This window comes from Actinoplanes sp. NPDC051513 (assembly GCF_044454685.1).
GTDB lineage: Bacteria > Actinomycetota > Actinomycetes > Mycobacteriales > Micromonosporaceae > Actinoplanes.
Genome location: NZ_JBITDW010000012.1, coordinates 175150 through 192058, shown reverse-complemented (window position 1 = coordinate 192058; position 16909 = coordinate 175150). Strand labels below are relative to the sequence as shown.

16 protein-coding genes and 1 pseudogene are annotated in these 16909 nt (G+C 70.6%); 13 read left to right on the top strand and 4 right to left on the bottom strand.

All coding sequences use genetic code 11. From position 1 onward, the window contains the following. Nucleotides 1-19 precede the first annotated feature (19 nt). On the top strand, nucleotides 20-340 hold the full coding sequence (fdxA, locus tag ACIA5D_RS32530; RefSeq protein ID WP_396034177.1) for a ferredoxin: 321 nt from the start codon (nucleotides 20-22) through the stop codon (nucleotides 338-340). A gap of 12 nt (nucleotides 341-352) precedes the next feature. Further along, on the top strand, nucleotides 353-1282 hold the full coding sequence (locus ACIA5D_RS32525; RefSeq protein ID WP_396034176.1) for an AraC family transcriptional regulator: 930 nt from the start codon (nucleotides 353-355) through the stop codon (nucleotides 1280-1282). A gap of 2 nt (nucleotides 1283-1284) precedes the next feature. Here the strand turns inward: ACIA5D_RS32525 and ACIA5D_RS32520 are convergent, their stop codons facing one another. Continuing rightward, the gene (locus ACIA5D_RS32520; protein WP_396034175.1) at nucleotides 1285-1764 is read right to left on the bottom strand and encodes a cupin domain-containing protein; all 480 of its coding nucleotides are present in this window, start codon (nucleotides 1762-1764) and stop codon (nucleotides 1285-1287) included. Nucleotides 1765-2119: 355 nt separating this feature from the next. On the opposite strand from ACIA5D_RS32520, the gene ACIA5D_RS32515 reads away from it, so the two are divergent. Next, nucleotides 2120-2647 carry a SigE family RNA polymerase sigma factor gene (locus tag ACIA5D_RS32515; protein WP_396034174.1) on the top strand — a complete coding sequence of 176 codons (528 nt, stop codon included), beginning with the start codon at nucleotides 2120-2122 and terminating at the stop codon, nucleotides 2645-2647. Next, nucleotides 2644-3318 carry a hypothetical protein gene (locus tag ACIA5D_RS32510; protein WP_396034173.1) on the top strand — a complete coding sequence of 225 codons (675 nt, stop codon included), beginning with the start codon at nucleotides 2644-2646 and terminating at the stop codon, nucleotides 3316-3318. The genes ACIA5D_RS32515 and ACIA5D_RS32510 overlap by 4 nt, the downstream gene beginning before the upstream one ends. 106 nt (nucleotides 3319-3424) lie before the next feature. Here ACIA5D_RS32510 and ACIA5D_RS32505 read toward each other — a convergent pair. Then, nucleotides 3425-3616, bottom strand: a pseudogene (locus ACIA5D_RS32505) (MBL fold metallo-hydrolase); the annotation flags it as partial. Nucleotides 3617-3737: 121 nt separating this feature from the next. Here ACIA5D_RS32505 and ACIA5D_RS32500 point away from each other — a divergent pair. Together ACIA5D_RS32500 and ACIA5D_RS32495 are read left to right on the top strand one after the other, a co-directional pair. Continuing rightward, complete coding sequence (locus ACIA5D_RS32500; protein ID WP_396034172.1) at nucleotides 3738-3995, top strand: type II toxin-antitoxin system Phd/YefM family antitoxin; 258 nt, start codon at nucleotides 3738-3740, stop codon at nucleotides 3993-3995. Further along, the gene (locus ACIA5D_RS32495) at nucleotides 3992-4408 is read left to right on the top strand and encodes a type II toxin-antitoxin system VapC family toxin (protein WP_396034171.1); all 417 of its coding nucleotides are present in this window, start codon (nucleotides 3992-3994) and stop codon (nucleotides 4406-4408) included. The genes ACIA5D_RS32500 and ACIA5D_RS32495 overlap by 4 nt, the downstream gene beginning before the upstream one ends. Nucleotides 4409-4443: 35 nt before the next feature. Here ACIA5D_RS32495 and ACIA5D_RS32490 read toward each other — a convergent pair whose 3' ends face one another. Both ACIA5D_RS32490 and ACIA5D_RS32485 read right to left on the bottom strand, forming a co-directional pair. After that, entirely contained in the window at nucleotides 4444-5088 is a 645-nt protein-coding gene (locus ACIA5D_RS32490; protein ID WP_396034170.1) for an MBL fold metallo-hydrolase, read from the bottom strand. A gap of 2 nt (nucleotides 5089-5090) precedes the next feature. After that, a complete protein-coding gene (locus ACIA5D_RS32485) occupies nucleotides 5091-5795 on the bottom strand; it encodes a maleylpyruvate isomerase family mycothiol-dependent enzyme (RefSeq protein WP_396034169.1) in 705 nt (234 codons plus the stop codon). A gap of 191 nt (nucleotides 5796-5986) precedes the next feature. Between ACIA5D_RS32485 and rsgA the strand changes: the two genes are divergently transcribed. From rsgA to yvcK, 7 genes are all read left to right on the top strand, one after another. After that, nucleotides 5987-7024 (top strand): ribosome small subunit-dependent GTPase A, encoded by a 1038-nt coding sequence (gene rsgA, locus ACIA5D_RS32480; protein ID WP_396034168.1) that lies wholly within the window; start codon nucleotides 5987-5989, stop codon nucleotides 7022-7024. A gap of 29 nt (nucleotides 7025-7053) precedes the next feature. After that, a complete protein-coding gene (locus ACIA5D_RS32475; protein ID WP_396034167.1) occupies nucleotides 7054-8853 on the top strand; it encodes a hypothetical protein in 1800 nt (599 codons plus the stop codon). 142 nt (nucleotides 8854-8995) lie between these two features. Beyond that, nucleotides 8996-11947: an excinuclease ABC subunit UvrA gene (gene uvrA, locus ACIA5D_RS32470; protein WP_396034166.1), complete on the top strand. Its 2952-nt coding sequence runs from the start codon at nucleotides 8996-8998 to the stop codon at nucleotides 11945-11947. A 245-nt stretch (nucleotides 11948-12192) separates the two neighbouring features. Continuing rightward, nucleotides 12193-12744, top strand: coding sequence for a Rieske (2Fe-2S) protein (locus tag ACIA5D_RS32465; RefSeq protein WP_396034165.1), 552 nt, complete (start codon nucleotides 12193-12195; stop codon nucleotides 12742-12744). Nucleotides 12745-12840: 96 nt separating this feature from the next. Further along, nucleotides 12841-14853 carry an excinuclease ABC subunit UvrC gene (uvrC, locus tag ACIA5D_RS32460; protein WP_396034164.1) on the top strand — a complete coding sequence of 671 codons (2013 nt, stop codon included), beginning with the start codon at nucleotides 12841-12843 and terminating at the stop codon, nucleotides 14851-14853. Nucleotides 14854-14904: 51 nt separating this feature from the next. After that, nucleotides 14905-15816, top strand: coding sequence for an RNase adapter RapZ (rapZ, locus tag ACIA5D_RS32455; protein WP_396034163.1), 912 nt, complete (start codon nucleotides 14905-14907; stop codon nucleotides 15814-15816). After that, nucleotides 15813-16772 (top strand): uridine diphosphate-N-acetylglucosamine-binding protein YvcK, encoded by a 960-nt coding sequence (yvcK, locus tag ACIA5D_RS32450; protein WP_396034162.1) that lies wholly within the window; start codon nucleotides 15813-15815, stop codon nucleotides 16770-16772. Before rapZ ends, yvcK begins: the two co-directional genes overlap by 4 nt. Nucleotides 16773-16909: the final 137 nt, after the last annotated feature.

The window sequence follows — 16909 nt, the reverse complement described above, 5'->3', positions numbered from 1 at the left end:
GCTGTTCTACATTGCAGGCATGACCTATATCATCGCCGAGCCCTGCGTCGATGTGCTCGACAAGGCATGTGTCGAGGAATGCCCGGTTGACTGCATCTACGAGGGCAATCGGATGCTCTACATACACCCTGACGAGTGCGTCGACTGCGGGGCGTGCGAGCCGGTCTGCCCGGTCGAGGCGATCTTCTACGAGGACGACGTCCCCGAACAGTGGAAGGACTACACCAACGCGAACTACGAGTTCTTCGAGGACCTGGGCTCGCCCGGCGGCGCCGCGAAGGTCGGCAAGATCGACAAGGACACGCCGTTCGTGGCCGCCCAGCCGCCCGGCGGCGAGTAGGCGCACGCCCCGATGACCGGCACCATCGAGCACACCGCCACCCTGGTGCATTTCGGGGACGACTCGTTCGCGTATGCCGGGCATCATCACCACCCGGCGAGCCATCCGGTGCACACGCACAGCTTCATCGAGATGGCCGTCGTTCACGCCGGCGACGGCGTGCACCACAGCCTGGCCGGCCGGCAGCGGTTGCGGCCCGGCGACGTCGTGCTGCTGCGCCCGGGCGTCTGGCACGGGTACGAGGACTGCCACGACCTGGATCTCTACAACTGCTGCTTCTCGGCCGACCTGCTCCGCAACGAGCTGGCCTGGACCCGCGACGACCCGCTGCTCGGCGGCCTGCTGTGGACCGGCCCCTACGAAGCCGGCGGGCGCGGAATGCTGACGACCCGCCTGCCGCCGGACGACTTCGCCGAGTGCGTCGGGCACCTGGACGACCTGAGCCGGCTGCGGGAGCGCTCGCCCGCGCTGCATCGCGGCGACCTCATCGCCCGCCTGACCCTGGCGCTCGGGTGCGTCGCTCGCACGCTGCCCAGCGCCGGGACGGCCCGGCCCGAACAGGGGCATCCGGCGGTGACCGAGGCGACCCGCTGGATGGAGGAGCGGCCGGCGCATCCCTGGACGCTCAACGAGCTGGCCGGCGCGCTCCATCTCGCGCCCGGCTACCTGGTGCGGCTGTTCAAGTCGGTCACCGGGCTGCCGCCGATGGCCTACCTGACCCGGCACCGGGCGGAGCTGGCCGCCGACCGGCTCCTGCACACCGACGAGCAGGTCAACGCGATCGGTGAGTCGGTGGGCTGGGCCGACCCGAACTACTTCGCGCGCCGCTTCCGCGCCCATTTCGGGCTCAGCGCGTCGGCCTACCGCACCCGGTTCCGCGGCAACGCGATGCGGCTGGGCGCCTGGCCGGGCCGGCCGATCACGCAGCGCAGGCCGGGATGAATTTATAGCCAGTGATTGTCGTGCTCGAGGTAGAAGGCGGCTTTCTCCTCGTCGCTCATCTCGGCGACGTGCATGAGGCCCTCGAAGTACCCCTCGCGCGGGGCGCCGGGGGAGAAGTGCAGCAGCATCGACGCCGGCTCGCCCGACTCGTTCTTGAAGCCGTGGACGCCGCCGGCCGGGACGTGCACCCAGTCGCCGGGCTCGGTGTCGATCCAGCGCTCGCCGTTGTAGATGCGCATGCTGCCGGACAGGATGTAGAACGACTCGGCGATGGTCTTGTGGAAGTGCGGGTCGGGGCCGGTCACGCCCGGACCGCATTCCCAGCGGTAAATGCCGAACAGTCCACCGGTGGCGGCGCCGGTGGAGAGGTAGTGGACCTTGGTCCCGCTGCGGTAGACGAGCTCGGGCTCGGTGGCGGCGGGACGGTAGACGGCGCTGATCTTGCCCGAATCCCCGTGGTAGAGCGGTGGCGGATACGTCATGGCTTCATCATGCGTGAATCGGATGAATGGTGCAGTCCCGCCCGGGGTAACCAGGGGATATGGCAAGCTTGAAGATCGATCCCGATCGCTACCCGCCACTGGACCCGGGAGCGCCGATCCCGGACGACCCGGGAGAGCTCGAGCCGGACGCGCCGGCTCCGCTTCCGCCGGCCCCGATCGAGCCGGAACCGTCGCCCGAACCGTCCCCGGGAGGGGTGCCAGAACCTGCCTGACCGTTATGCCGATTTGCGACCGCTGGTGATGATCACACCGGCGGTCGTCTTTTGTTTCGGGGCTCATGCAACCTCGTGGGGGCGGTGAATCGTCAGGGGACCGTGAGAGCGAAGGAGGGCACGTGAAGACAGATCGAGACGAGCAGTTCCACAGCTTCGTGCTCGGCCATCGCGCCCAACTGGTGCGCACGGCCACACTGCTGACGGCGGGTGACGGTCACCTCGCCGAGGACCTGGTGCAGTCCACCCTGACCAAGCTCTACGTCGCCTGGCCGTCGTTCCGGAAGGCCGACAACCCGGAGGGCTACCTGCGCCGGACGCTGGTGAACGCGCTCACCGACGAACGCCGTCGGTGGTGGCGCCGCCACGAGCGGACCGTCGCGGAGCTGCCGGACCGGCCTCTGCCGGGCGGGCCTTTGCCCGCGGACGACGATCAGAGTGACGGGTTACGGGCGGCGCTGCGGGAACTGCCACCGAAGATGCGGGCCGCGCTGGTGTTCCGCTACTTCTACGACCTCGACGTCGCCGACACCGCCGACGCCCTCGGGTGCACCGAGGGAACGGTGAAGAGCCAGACCGCCCGGGCCCTCGACCGGCTACGCGGCGTCCTGGCCGAGACCGAGATTCCCCTGACAGGAGTGACCCGATGATGGACCTGCACGACCGATTCGCCCAGATTGCCGGGCCGGTGAAGGACACTTCGGCCACGCAGGCCGACGCGGACGTGGCCCGCGGCCGCGGCGCGCTGCGCCGCCGCCGCGCCGTGCGGGGCGCGGGCGCCTCGGTGTTCGCGGTGGCCGCGCTGGCGGCGGCGGTGGTCGCCTACGGCGGTTCCTCCGGCCGGACAGCCCCGCCGCAGGCCGCTCCGCCGGCCGCCACTGCCACCGCCACCGGCTCTGCCCCGCAGACGGTGGCCACGCGGCTCGTGGCCTACCAGGGCGCCCAGCCGAAGGGCTTCACGATCGACAAGGTGCCCGCCGGCTGGGAGGTCCAGGGCGTGAACGCGGCGGCGCTCACGATCGCGCCGATCGGCATGGCCGACAAGAACCCGGACAGCTTCGTCGACAAGATCGCCATCATGCTGCAGTCGCAGGACGCCACCGACACACCGACCGGCACCGCGGTCAAGGTCGGCGGCAAGCCCGGCGTGATCAACGAGGGCCTGGGCACCGACCACGGCAAGAACCTGTGGGTCCAGCAGCCGAGCGGCATCTGGATGCTGGTGCAGATCTGGGACGCGCGAGGCTGGACCGACGCCGCGATGGTGGAGTTCGGCACCGGCATCCACGTGCTGCCGGGCGCTGTGCAGGGGCGCGGCTGACGCTTCCCTCCGGGACGCCCTCACCTGCCGGTTCGGCGGGTGAGGGCGTTCTGCCTTGTGGCGCTACGCACCACAGCGCATGGCGCCGCGTCATCTGGCCGCGATGTCACCAGCCGCGGGCTCGCCACTCCGCGACGTGCGGGCGCTCGGCGCCGAGGGTCGAGTCCTTGCCGTGGCCCGGGTAGAACCACGTGTCGTCGGGCAGGTTGTCGAACAGCTTGTACTCGACGTCGTCGATCAGGGAATTGAAGTTCTCCTTGTTGCCGTGCGTGTTGCCGACGCCGCCCGGGAAGAGGCGCACGGCGGGGTACACCCGCCGCCTTCCCTGTGGGCTTCCTGCACCGCTCGCCATGGGTGCCAGATGGACGAAAGCCATTCGAGGGGCTAGCATCTAGTCTGTCTAGACATGAGGGGTCCCGATGCGGTGGCAGATACAAGAGGCCAAGCAACGCTTCAGTGAGGTGCTCCGTGCCGCGGAGGCGGGTGAGCCGCAGATCGTCACGAAACACGGCGCAGAGGTCGCGGTCGTCATCGACATAGCGGAGTATCGAAGGCTCCGAGGCGAGCAGGTCGGGCTGATGGAGTACTTGCGTGTGGACGCCCTCGATGATGTCGATCTCGATGCCGAGATCGACCGTCCGCGTGCGGAGCCTCGTGATATCGACCTGGCCGGATGACCACGGCGTACCTGCTCGACACGAACGTCGTCTCCGAGCTCCGCAAAACTGCACCCGACCCACGAGTCACGCATTGGCACGCCAGTCACTCGCATGCCGAGGTGTATCTCAGCACCCTGGTGATTGGCGAAATCAGGCGCGGCGTCGACCGGCTCCGTCCGCGCGATTCCAAGCAGGCCGACGTTCTGGAACGCTGGCTTGCCGGGCTGGCGGCCTCGTATCGGGACCGCCTCCTGCCCGTGACAACGCAGGTCGCGGAGGAGTGGGGCCGGTTGAGCGCCACGACTCAGCCGCCGCCGGTCATCGACGGTCTGATGGCCGCGACGGCAAGTGTCCACAGACTGACGTTGGTCACACGCAACGTCGCTGACGTCGCCCGGACCGGCGTCCCGCTGGTCAACCCGTTCGACTGAGCAGACGACTCCGGAGACCCCCCAGGACCGGCCGGTCACCAGCCGCGGGCGCGCCACTCCGGGATCGCCGGCCGCTCCTTGCCGAGCGTGCTGTCCCGCCCGTGACCCGGGTAGAACCAGGTGTCGTCGGGCAGCTGGCCGAAGACCTTGGTCTCCAGACCCGTCATGAGTGAGTCGAATTCCGTCGGGCTTGTTGTCCGGCCAGGACCCCCGGGGAACAGGCTGTCGCCGGTCCAGAGGTGGCCGTGGCCGTCCGGGTCGCGGTAGAGCAGGGCGATCGAGCCGGGCGTGTGCCCGACCAGGTGGATCACCTCGAGCGAGCAGTCGCCGACCGTGACCGTGTCGCCCTCGGCGAGGGTGGCGGTGACCACCGGGATCTCGCCTGCGTCGTCGGCGTGGGCCAGCGAGCGGGCGCCGGTCGCCGAGACCACGTCCTCGAGGGCCTGCCAGTGGTCGCCGTGGCGGTGGGTGGTGACGACCGTGGCCAGGCCGGCGTCGCCGATGAGCGCCAGCAGCGTCTCGTCGTCGTTCGCGGCGTCGATCAGCAACTGCTCGTCGCCGCAGCGCAACAGGTAGGCGTTGTTGTCCATCGGGCCGACCGAGACCTTGGTGATGGTCAGGTGGCCGAGCGTGCGGACGGCGGGCGCGCCGCCCTTCGTGACGTCTCCGGTGTAGGCCATGGTCACTTCCACCTCGCTGGTGTCGGGAGCTCGCCGTCCGGCGAGACGGTCAGGTCGGCGCCGTCGCCGCGGCCGGACAGCCAGGCGGCGAGGGACTTGGTGGGGCCGCCGACGACCGGCGGGTCGTCGGCCGTGCCGATGGTGAGCGGGTGATCGGTGCCGAACGGGCGCAGGATCATGGGCGGGAAGTCTTCGCCGGCGGTGCTCGCGATCTCGCGGAGCAGTCGCAGCGCGAACGCGTCCGACCAGTCCGCCGGGCCGTAGCCCCGGCCGAGGTCGACGTGGTGCACCTCGACCTCGCGCAGCCGCGCCCACGGCACGCCGGCGGCCGGCAGCTTGATGAAGTCGAGGTGGAAGGTCCAGGCCTGGGCGGGCATCGCGGCGCCGGCGTCGGCGAACCGCTCGTGGGCGGCGCGGATGTCCTCGACCTGTTCGCGCAGCGGCCGGCCGGCGCCCTCGGCGATCGCCGCCTCGCGCGCCTCGGGCGAGGCGTAGGCAGGGGTTTCGACGCCGGTGCGGGCCCAGGTCAAGAGATTCGTGTACGCGTCCGCGTTGCGCGCGATGTGGGTCAGAACGTGCCCGACCGTCCAGCCGGGCAGCAGCGACGGCGCGGACACGACCGCCGGGTCGAGGTCGGCAGCGGTGCGTAACAGGTTCTCCGTGGCGCGGTCGACGTCGGTGAGAAGTACGAGCGGATCCATCGTCACGTGGCTCACCCTAACGGCAGAGAATTCGCTTTCGCTGGGGTAGTGGGGTCCGTACCGTCTGTGCCAGACGCGCCGATCCGACCCGCGGAGGAGGTGGGGAACGTGCTGTTTGTGATGTCCGCGTCCCTTCACCCGGAGGGCGACGCCTGACCGCCCCGGCCAGGCGCCCTCCCGTCCCGCAAAGGGTTCCCATGTCGCACGACCTGTCCCGGCTCGGCTGGGACGACTCTTTCGCATCCTCGTACCGTCGATTCGACCGTTCCGACGCCGCCCCGGCCCGCGTGTTGCGTGCCGACCGTGGCTTCTGCACCGTGCTCGGCGAGGCCGGCGTCCTCCGCGCCAGCCTCTCCGGCAGCGTGCTGCTCGGCGCCGCCGGCGACCCGGTCAATCTGCCCTGCGCCGGCGACTGGGTGGTGATCCGCCGCTGGCCCGACCGCCGCGTGACGCTCGAGGCCGTGCTGCCCCGTCGTACCGCGCTGATCCGCCGCACCTCCGACAAGGACTCCACCGGCCAGTTGCTGGCCGCCAACATGGACACGATCGCCGTGGTCGAGCCGATCCATCCCGAGCCCGACGACGCCCGCATCGAGCGGTTGCTCGCCCTGGCCTGGGAATCGGGGGCGAAACCGCTGCTGATCCTGAGCAAGAGCGACACGTCGGCCGACCCGGAGGCGGTGGCCCGGCAGATCGCCGAGCTCGCGCCGGGCGTTCCGGTGGTTCCGGTGAGCGTGCGGGGCACGCCCGGCGTCGATGCACTTCACGCGTACGTCGGGCAGGGCCGCACCCTGGCACTTCTGGGTCGTTCCGGCGCCGGCAAGTCGACGCTGGTCAACGCCCTGGCCGGGGCGGCCGTGATGCCGGTGCAGGCGATCCGGGACGCGGACGGCAAGGGCCGGCACACCACGGTGTACCGCAATCTCGTGCCGCTGCCCGGCGGCGGCGCCGTGCTCGACACCCCGGGCATCCGCGGGGTCGGCCTGCTGGACACCGCCGAGGGCCTCGACCGGGCGTTCGCCGACATCGCCGAGCTCGCCGCGCACTGCCGCTTCGGCGACTGCCATCACGGCGCCGAGCCGGGCTGCGCGGTCGCGGCGGCGCTCGAGAACGGGTCGCTGTCGCCGCGGCGGCTGGCCAGCTGGCGCAAGCTGCGCCACGAGGTCGAGATCGAGACGGCCCGTCAACAGGCGAGGCAGGCGGCGGCCGGCGGCTACCGGCGGCGGCGCGGCTGACGTTCAGCCGGGTCTGTCAGAATGCACCGATGCGTGCGGTGGACGAGGTGGTACCCGAGCTCGCCTCCGAGCCGGCGACCCCGGCCACCGCGAAGCCGCGGCGGAGCCGGGCCGACCTGTGGGCGCCGCTGAACTACGCGGTGCTGGCCGTGCTGGTCATGGCGCAGCTCTGGCGCGACCCGGACGGCCGGGTGCTGGCCAGCAACGACGACGACCACGGCTTCTTCCTGTACGTGATGGCGCACGGCGAGCGGGTGCTGTTCCACGGCGACAACCCGCTGTTCGACGGCCGGATGAACGTGCCGGACGGCGTGAACATGATGGCCAACACCACGGTGCTGGCGATCAGTCTGCCGCTCGCCCCGATCACCCACTTCCTCGGTCCCGGCGTGTCGGTGGTGCTGGCCCTCACGCTGGGCCTGTTCGGCACCGCCGCGGCCTGGTACTGGGTGCTCTCCCGGCATCTGGTCACGAGCCGGGCCGCGGCCTGGATCGGCGGCCTCTGGTGCGGGTTCGCTCCGACCCTGGTGTCGCACGCGAACGCGCATGTGAACTTCGTCAGCCAGTTCGTGACGCCGTTCATCGTCTGGCAGGTGCTCCGGCTACGCGAGCCGGGCCGGGTCCTGCGCGGCGGAGTGCTCCTCGGTCTGCTGATCGTGCTGCAGGTCTTCATCAACGAGGAGACCCTGCTGTTCACCGCGCTCGCGCTGGGGGCGTTCGTCGTGGCGTACGCGGCCATGGCCCCGCGGCGCGCCCTGGGCGCCGCGCGGCACTTCCTGGCCGGCCTCGGCGTCGCGGGGGCGACGGCGCTGGTCCTGCTCGCCTACCCGCTGTACTTCCAGTTCACCGGGCCGGGCAGCTACCACGGGCAGCCGTTCCTGCCCGACAAGTACGTGACCGACCTGCTCTCGGTGGGCACGTTCGCCCGGCAGTCGCTGGCCGGCAACGCCGCGCTGGCCCGGCATCTGAGCGTGAGCGGCACCGAGGACAACACGTTCTTCGGCCCGATCGGGCTCGTCATGATCGTGGTGTCGGTGGTGGTGCTGTGGCGCAACCTCGCCGCCCGCGCCGCCGCGATCGCCGGCCTGGTGCTGCTGGTCGTCTCGATGGGCCCGAGGCTCAAGGTGGCCGGTTACGAGACCGCCATCCCGCTCCCGTTCGGCCTGGTCAGCCACGTGCCGATCATCGACCTGGTGAGCGTGACCCGGTTCGCGATGGTCGCCGCCACGATCGCCGGGGTGCTGCTGGCGCTGGCCACCGACCGCATCGGGGCCTGGCCGGCGAAAAGACGGCGCTGGTTCGTGATCGGCCTGGTCCTGGCCCTGGTGCCGCTCGCGCCCAAGCCGCTGCCGACCGTCTCCGCCGACCCGCTGCCGGCCTTCCTCACCCAGGGCACCTGGCGGCAGTACGTGAGCGAGGACCGCACGCTGGTCACCGTGCCGCTGCCCGAGGTCACCACCGGCCGGGGCGGCATGCGCTGGGCCGCGCTCTCCGGGCTCGAGTACAAATCGCCGCGCGGCTACTTCATGGGCCCGGTCAACCCGCCGGCCGATCTCACCGGCTCGTGGAACGCGCCCCGGCGGTACACCTCCGACCTGCTGTGGGAGGTGCGCGAGTACGGGCAGCGGCCGGTGCTCACCGCGAGCGACCGGGTGAAGATCACCGGAGATCTGATCTTCTGGCGGGCCGCCGTCGTCGTGCTCATCCCGAACAGCCGCAACGGCGACGCGCTGCGGGCCACGCTGGTCGACGCCCTGGGTGAGCCGCAGCTCATCGGCGGGGTCGACGTCTGGGACGTACGCTATCTAGCGGTTCCCCCGGCCGGGTGAGGTACGCCCGCCTGAAGTGCGGGAATGTGCGCGATGTGACAGGCGCTGCACCTGGACGGGCCGGTTCCGGCGAAAACTTGTCGTACCCCCTGGCTAGAGTTGCCGCGGCTCGTTTCAAACACATGTACGGAGAGGCTGGCTGGTGGCCGACCGTTTGATCATTCGAGGCGCGCGCGAGCACAACCTGCGCGACGTCAACCTCGACCTGCCCCGCGACGCGATGATCGTCTTCACCGGGCTGTCCGGCTCGGGCAAGTCCAGCCTCGCGTTCGACACGATCTTCGCGGAGGGCCAGAGGCGCTACGTCGAGTCGCTCTCGTCGTACGCGCGGCAGTTCCTCGGGCAGATGGACAAGCCCGACGTCGACTTCATCGAGGGCCTGTCCCCGGCGGTGTCGATCGACCAGAAGTCGACCTCGCGCAACCCGCGCTCGACGGTCGGCACCATCACCGAGGTCTACGACTACCTGCGCCTGCTCTTCGCCCGCACCGGCATCCCGCACTGCCCGGTCTGCGGCGAGCGGATCAGCAAGCAGACACCGCAGCAGATCGTCGACCGCGTGCTCGCCATGGACGAGGGCACCCGCTTCATGGTGCTCGCCCCGGTCATCCGCGGCCGCAAGGGCGAGTACGTCGACCTGTTCGCCGAGCTCCAGTCCAAGGGCTACGCCCGGGCGAGGGTCGACGGCGTCGTGCACCCGCTCACCGAGCCGCCGAAGCTGAAGAAGCAGGAGAAGCACACCATCGAGGTGGTGGTCGACCGGCTCAGCGTGAAGTCGGCGAGCAAGCAGCGCCTCACCGACTCGGTCGAGGCCGCCCTCGCCCTGGCCGGCGGCATCGTGCTGCTCGACTTCGTCGACCTGCCGGAAGACGACCCCGGCCGTGAGCGCCGCTTCTCCGAGCACCTGGCCTGCCCCAACGACCACCCGCTGGCGATCGAAGATCTCGAGCCCCGCGTCTTCTCCTTCAACGCGCCCTACGGCGCCTGCCCCGAGTGCACCGGCCTCGGGACGAAGAAGGAGGTCGACCCCGAGCTGATCATCCCGGACGTGGAGCGCAGCGTTCGCGAGGGCGCGATCCAGCCGTGGGCCGGCGGCACGACGATGGAATATTTCCTGCGCCTGCTCGAGGCCCTGGCCGAGGCCGAGAAGTTCTCGGTCGACACCCCGTGGCGGGCGCTGCCCGCCCGTGCGCAGAAGACGATCCTGTACGGGTCGGAAGACCAGGTCCACGTCCGCTACCGCAACAAGTACGGCCGCGAGCGCTCCTACTACACCGGCTTCGAGGGCGTGGTGCAGTGGATCGAGCGCCGGCACAACGACACCGAGAGCGACTGGTCGCGCGACAAGTACGAGGGCTACATGCGCGACGTGCCGTGCCCGGTCTGCGGCGGCACCCGGCTCAAGCCCGAGGTGCTGGCGGTGACCATCGCCGGCAAGAGCATCGCCGAGGTCTGCAACCTGTCGGTGGGCGACTGCGCCGAGCTGCTGTCGACGATCGAGCTCGACGACCGCCAGACGATGATCGCCGAGCGGGTGCTCAAGGAGATCAACGCCCGGCTGCGCTTCCTGGTCGACGTCGGCCTCGACTACCTGTCGCTCGACCGCGGCGCCGGCACGCTCTCCGGCGGCGAGGCGCAGCGCATCCGGCTGGCCACCCAGATCGGCTCCGGCCTGGTCGGCGTGCTGTACGTGCTGGACGAGCCGTCGATCGGCCTGCACCAGCGCGACAACCACCGGCTGATCGAGACGCTGGTCCGGCTGAAGAAGCTGGGCAACACGCTGATCGTGGTCGAGCACGACGAAGACACGATCCGTACGGCCGACTGGATCGTCGACATCGGCCCGGGCGCCGGCGAGCACGGCGGCCACATCGTGCACAGCGGCTCGGTCGAGGGCCTGCTCAAGAACCAGAAGTCGCCGACCGGCGCCTACCTGTCGGGCCGCAAGTCGATCCCGACGCCGCGCACCCGGCGCCCGCAGACCAAGGGCCGCGAGCTGACCGTCGAGGGCGCCCGCGAGCACAACCTGCGCAACCTCACGGTCGACTTCCCGCTCGGGCAGTTCATCGCGGTCACCGGGGTCAGCGGCTCCGGCAAGTCCACGCTGGTCAACGACATCCTCTACACGGTGCTGGCCAACCAGGTGAACGGCGCCCGTATGGTGCCCGGCCGGCACACCCGGGTCTCCGGCCTCGAGCAGGTCGACAAGGTGGTCGGGGTCGACCAGTCGCCGATCGGGCGCACCCCGCGGTCCAACCCCGCGACCTACACCGGCGTGTTCGACAACATCCGCAAGCTGTTCGCCGAGACCACCGAGGCCAAGGTCCGGGGCTACGGCCCGGGCCGGTTCTCGTTCAACGTCAAGGGCGGCCGCTGCGAGAACTGCGCCGGCGACGGCACCATCAAGATCGAGATGAACTTCCTGCCCGACGTGTACGTCCCGTGCGAGGTCTGCAAGGGCGCCCGGTACAACCGCGAGACGCTCGAGGTGCACTACAAGGGCAAGACGATCTCCGAGGTGCTGGAGATGCCGATCGAGGAGGCGTCCGGCTTCTTCGAGGCGATCCCGGCGATCCACCGCCACCTCAAGACGCTGGTCGACGTGGGCCTCGGCTACGTGCGGCTCGGCCAGCCGGCGCCGACCCTGTCCGGCGGCGAGGCGCAGCGCGTCAAGCTGGCGTCCGAGCTGCAGAAGCGGTCCACCGGCCGCACGGTCTACGTGCTCGACGAGCCGACCACCGGCCTGCACTTCGAAGACATCCGCAAGCTGCTGCTGGTGCTCAACGGCCTGGTCGACAAGGGCAACACCGTGATCACCATCGAGCACAACCTCGACGTGATCAAGAACGCCGACTGGCTGATCGACATGGGCCCCGAGGGCGGCAGCAAGGGCGGGCTCGTGCTGGCGACCGGCCGGCCCGAGGAGGTGGCCGAGGTCGCCGAGAGCGCCACCGGCCAGTTCCTGCGGCGCTCGCTCGGTCTGACCGGCGAGCCGGCCGGCGCGCCCGCCGCGATCGCGCGCGCCGCGAAGGCGAACGGGACGGCCGCGGCCAAACCACGCTCGACGCGGGCCCGCGCGAAGGCTACGGTCTGATATCCCAGCAGAGTCACAGGTGACTCATAGCTACGGCACTCGGTCAAGATCCTAATCTCGATCGAGTGCCGTGCTGCGTGTTAACAACGCGCAAAGGCGGCGGGCAAAGACGCCCAAACATGGGGAAAAAGCCGCTTGCGCGGCGGACAATTTCGCGGAATCCCTGAACCGGCCCCGCCGCGACCGCGTACATAACTGCGACGCCGCGTGACCACTCGCGCGGACCATGCACTGGAGGGCAACCGATGACAGACGTGCAGACGACGACCGACCCCGAGCACACCGCGGTCACCGCCGCCGAGGAGCAGGGGCGTCCGGGCACAGGCTCCCCGCGCCGGCTCGTCCTGCTCGGCGCCGGCGCGGTCGGCGCCACGGCAGTCCTGGCGGCTTGCGGCACCAGCAGCAACAGCACCAACACCAACGGCACCGACTACACCAACAACCCCGCGCCCGCGGGCAGCGGCGAGGCGGACAACGGCGGCGGCTCGAACGACGCGGGCGGCGGCTCGACCGGCGGCAGCGCGCTCGCCACGACCGGCGACATTCCCCAGGGCGGCGGCATCATCACGGCCGACTTCGTGATCACCCAGCCCACGGCCGGCACCTACAAGGCGTTCAGCAAGGTGTGCACCCATGCCGGCTGCGACGTCAGCAAGGTGGACGGCGGCGTCATCACCTGCCCGTGCCACGGCAGCAAGTTCTCCATCGAGACCGGTGAGCCCACGACGGGACCGGCCACGAAGGCGCTGGCCGAAACCAAGGTCAAGGTGGACGGCGACAGCATCGTCAAGGCGTAACGGACGACTGTCCGGGCCGGAGGTCCGAGGCCGTGGCGGCGGCGACGGACCTCCGGTCGGGTAATCATGTCAGTCCCCCGCACTACTGTTGACCCCGTGCCAGACCCGTCCACATACCGCCCGGCGACAGGGACCATTCCGGAATCACCTGGCGTCTATCGCTTCCGCGACCCGGCCGGCCGCGTCATCTACGTCGGCAAGGCCAAGAACCTGCGGAATCGCCTGAATTCCTACTTCGCCGACACCTGGTCGCTGCACGTTCGCACGCAGCAGATGGTCACCACGGCCGGCAGCGTCGACTGGGTCACCGTCGGCACGGAGGTCGAGGCGCTCCAGCTCGAGTTCTCCTGGATCAAGGAATTCGACCCGCGCTTCAACGTGAAGTACCGCGACGACAAGTCGTACCCGTTCCTCGCGGTCACGCTGAACGAGGAATATCCGCGCCTGCAGGTGATGCGCGGCGCCAAGCGCAAGGGCGTGCGCTACTTCGGTCCGTACTCCCACGCCTGGGCCATCCGCGAGACCCTCGACCTGCTGCTGCGGGTCTTCCCCGCGCGCACCTGCTCGTCCGGCGTCTTCAAGCGGGCCGGCCAGATCGGCCGCCCGTGCCTGCTCGGCTACATCGGCAAGTGCTCGGCGCCGTGCGTCGGGCAGATCAGCGCCGAGGAGCACCGGGCGATCGTCGACGACTTCTGCGACTTCATGGCCGGCCGTACCGACACGTTCGTCAAGCGGCTCGAGCGCGAGATGATGCAGGCCTCCGCGGAGCTCGAGTTCGAGCGGGCGGCCCGCCTGCGCGACGACATCGCCGCGCTGCGCCGCGCGATGGAGAAGCAGACCGTCGTGCTCGGCGACGGCACCGACGCCGATGTGGTCGCCTTCGCCGAAGACCCGCTCGAGGCGGCCGTGCAGGTCTTCCACGTGCGCGACGGCCGGGTGCGCGGCCAGCGCGGCTGGGTCGTCGAAAAGGTGGAAGACCTCACCACCGGCGACCTCGTGCACCACTTCTGCTCGCAGATGTACGGCGACGTGCAGGGCGAGGGCGACGTTCCGCGCGAGCTGCTCGTGCCGGCCCTGCCCGACGACGCGGACGCGCTGGCCGACTGGCTCTCCGAGCACCGCGGCAGCCGGGTGCAGCTGCGGGTGCCGCACCGCGGCGACAAACGGGCCCTGCTCGAGACGGTGGCGCGCAACGCCGGGGAATCGCTGCAGCGGCACAAGCTGCGCCGGGCCGGCGACCTGACCACCCGCAGCAAGGCGCTCGACGAGATCGCCGAGGCGCTGGGCATGGAGACGTCGCCGCTGCGCATCGAGTGCTTCGACGTGTCGCAGATCCAAGGGACCGACGTGGTGGCGTCCATGGTGGTCTTCGAGGACGGGCTGGCCCGCAAGAGCGAGTACCGCCGGTTCGCGGTGCGGGGCAACGCCGACGGCAGCGGCATGGACGACCTGTCGGCGATGAGCGAGGTGATGCGCCGGCGGTTCGCGCGCTACAAGGCGCAGGCGGGCGCGGTGCCGGTCGCCGACGTGCCCGAGCCGGAAGACGAGGCGCTGCCGGCCGACGAGAGCGCGGCGACCTCCGATGAGCTCGCCACCAACGAGCTGCCGGGCATCGACCCGCTCACCGGCAGGCCGCGGCGCTTCGCGTACCCACCGCAGTTGGTCGTCGTCGACGGCGGGCAGCCGCAGGTGAACGCCGTCGCGGCCGTGCTGAGCGACCTGGGCATCACCGACGTGGCGCTGTGCGGCCTGGCCAAGCGCCTCGAAGAGGTGTGGCTGCCCGGCGACGACTTCCCGGTGATCCTGCCGCGCACCTCCGAGGCGCTGTACCTTCTTCAGCGGGTCCGCGACGAGGCCCACCGGTTCGCGATCACCTTCCACCGGCAGCGCCGGTCCAAGCGGATGACGACGTCGGCCCTCGACAGCGTTCCCGGCCTCGGCGAGACCCGGCGTAAGGCGCTGCTGCGCCACTTCGGGTCGCTGAAGCGGCTGTCCGCGGCCACCGCCGAGGAGATCGCCGAGGTGCCGGGCATCGGCAAGCGCACGGCGGAAACGGTGCTGACCGCGCTCAACCCGCCGAAGGCGGAAGCCGAACAGGTAAATGACTAAGATGTTGTGTCCGCTCGACGAGGTGCGGGCGAAGCGACGCGGGAGGCGTTCGTGACGGAGTCGTTGCCCGAATTCCCCGACGAGGTCGTGGATCCGGACGAGGTGGCCACCGACCTGGTGGTCGTGACCGGCGTTTCCGGCGGCGGGCGCAGCACGGTGGCCCGGGCCCTGGAAAATGTCGGCTTCTACGTGGTCGACAACCTGCCGCAGGCCCTGATGCTCGACATGGCGCAGCTCGCCTTCCAGGCCGGCGGCGCCGCCCGGCGTACGGCGATGGTGCTCGACGTGCGCAGCCGCGCCTTCTCCACCGACCTGGCCGGCGCGGTCCGCGCGCTCAAGGAGCGCGGTTTCTCGCCGCGCGTGGTCTTCGTCGACGCCGACGACGAGGTGCTGATCCGCCGCTTCGAGTCGGTGCGCCGCTCGCACCCGCTGCAGGGCGACGGCCGCCTCGCCGACGGCATCGCGGCCGAGCGCAAGCTGCTCGCCGAGGCCCGCGAGCAGGCCGACGTGATCATCGACACCAGCCACCTGAACGTGAACCAGCTGCGCCGCCGGGTCGAGGAGCTGTTCGGCGGGGAAGACGTGCGCCGCTTGCGCATCACCGTGCTCTCGTTCGGCTTCAAGTACGGCCTGCCGCCCGACGCCGACTACGTGCTGGACGCCCGGTTCCTGCCCAACCCGTTCTGGGTGCCCGAGTTGCGCGACCACACCGGGCTCGAGGAATCGGTCAGCAAGTACGTCCTCGACCAGGAGGGCGCCGACACGTTCGTGTCCACCTACGCGGGGCTGATCGCGGCGACCGCGCCCGGCTTCGAGCGCGAGGGCAAGCGCTACCTCACCGTCGCCGTCGGCTGCACCGGCGGCAAGCACCGCAGCGTCGCGATCGCCGAGGAACTGACCGCCCAGCTGCGCGACCAGCGGCTCTCGGCCCACGCCTCGCACCGCGACCTGGGGCGGGAGTGAGGGCCGTACGCGTGGTCGCGTTCGGCGGCGGGCACGGGCTGGCCGCCGCGCTGCGGGGGCTGCGCCGCGCCGCCGGCGAGATCGACCTGGACATCACGGCGATCGTCACGGTCGGCGACGACGGCGGCTCCAGCGGCCGGCTGCTGGCCGAACGCGACGCGCTGCTGCCCGTCGGCGACCTGCGACAGGCGCTCAACGCGCTCGCCTGCGACGACGCGGTCGAGCAGCGCACCGCCGCGCTGATGCAGCACCGGTTCGCCGGCGACGACTCCCTCGCCGGGCACCCGGTGGGCAACCTGCTGCTGCTCGGCCTGCTCGAGATGCTCGGCGACCCGGTCGACGCGCTCGACCACGCGGCCGCCATGGTCGGCGCGCAGGGCCGGGTGCTGCCGATGGCCCGGCACGCGGTGGGCATCGAGGCCGACGTGCTCGGCGCCGACCCGGCCCGCCCGGGCGAGGTGGTGACCGTGTGCGGGCAGCACGCGGTGGCGGTGGCGCACGGCCATGTCGAGGCGGTACGCATCTCGCCGGCCGACCCGCCGACCTGTCCGCAGGCGATCGAGGCGATCCGCGCCGCCGACTGGCTGATGTTCGGTCCCGGCAGCTGGTACACGAGCGTGCTGCCGCACCTGCTCGTGCCCGGCCTCGCCGAGGCGATCGTGGCGAGCCCGGCCCGCCGGCTGGTCACGCTCAACCTGGCCACCGACAACGAGACCTCCGGACTCTCGGTGGCCGACCATCTGGCCGCCCTGAGCTGGTATCTGCCGGGTCTGCGGGTCGACACGGTCCTGGCCGACGCGAAGTGGGTCGGCGAGCCCGAGCCGGTGCATCAGGCCGCGGAATCCCTGGGCGCCCGCCTGGTGTTGGCACCGTTGGCCGTTGCGGACGGCAGCCCGAGGCATGATCCTGAGTCGTTAGGCGTTGCACTGGTGCCAGTATTGGGCCCCGCTCGTTAAGCAGTGGCGTAGTGCGGCACAGACTGAAGGTTATTCGCGACCCACCTCGAGTCGTGGATGGCCGCAGCTTGTGCAGTGGGTTCCAACCGTCGCGAATAATATTCACTGATCAAGATCCGGCGCAGAAGGTGACATCA

Coding starts and splice junctions, on each gene's coding strand:
- fdxA (WP_396034177.1), top strand. CDS start 20: ATGACCTATATCATCGCCGAGCCCTGCGTCGATGTGCTCGACAAGGCA.
- ACIA5D_RS32525 (WP_396034176.1), top strand. CDS start 353: ATGACCGGCACCATCGAGCACACCGCCACCCTGGTGCATTTCGGGGAC.
- ACIA5D_RS32520 (WP_396034175.1), bottom strand. CDS start 1,764: ATGACGTATCCGCCACCGCTCTACCACGGGGATTCGGGCAAGATCAGC.
- ACIA5D_RS32510 (WP_396034173.1), top strand. CDS start 2,644: ATGATGGACCTGCACGACCGATTCGCCCAGATTGCCGGGCCGGTGAAG.
- ACIA5D_RS32500 (WP_396034172.1), top strand. CDS start 3,738: ATGCGGTGGCAGATACAAGAGGCCAAGCAACGCTTCAGTGAGGTGCTC.
- ACIA5D_RS32495 (WP_396034171.1), top strand. CDS start 3,992: ATGACCACGGCGTACCTGCTCGACACGAACGTCGTCTCCGAGCTCCGC.
- ACIA5D_RS32490 (WP_396034170.1), bottom strand. CDS start 5,088: ATGGCCTACACCGGAGACGTCACGAAGGGCGGCGCGCCCGCCGTCCGC.
- rsgA (WP_396034168.1), top strand. CDS start 5,987: ATGTCGCACGACCTGTCCCGGCTCGGCTGGGACGACTCTTTCGCATCC.
- ACIA5D_RS32475 (WP_396034167.1), top strand. CDS start 7,054: ATGCGTGCGGTGGACGAGGTGGTACCCGAGCTCGCCTCCGAGCCGGCG.
- ACIA5D_RS32465 (WP_396034165.1), top strand. CDS start 12,193: ATGACAGACGTGCAGACGACGACCGACCCCGAGCACACCGCGGTCACC.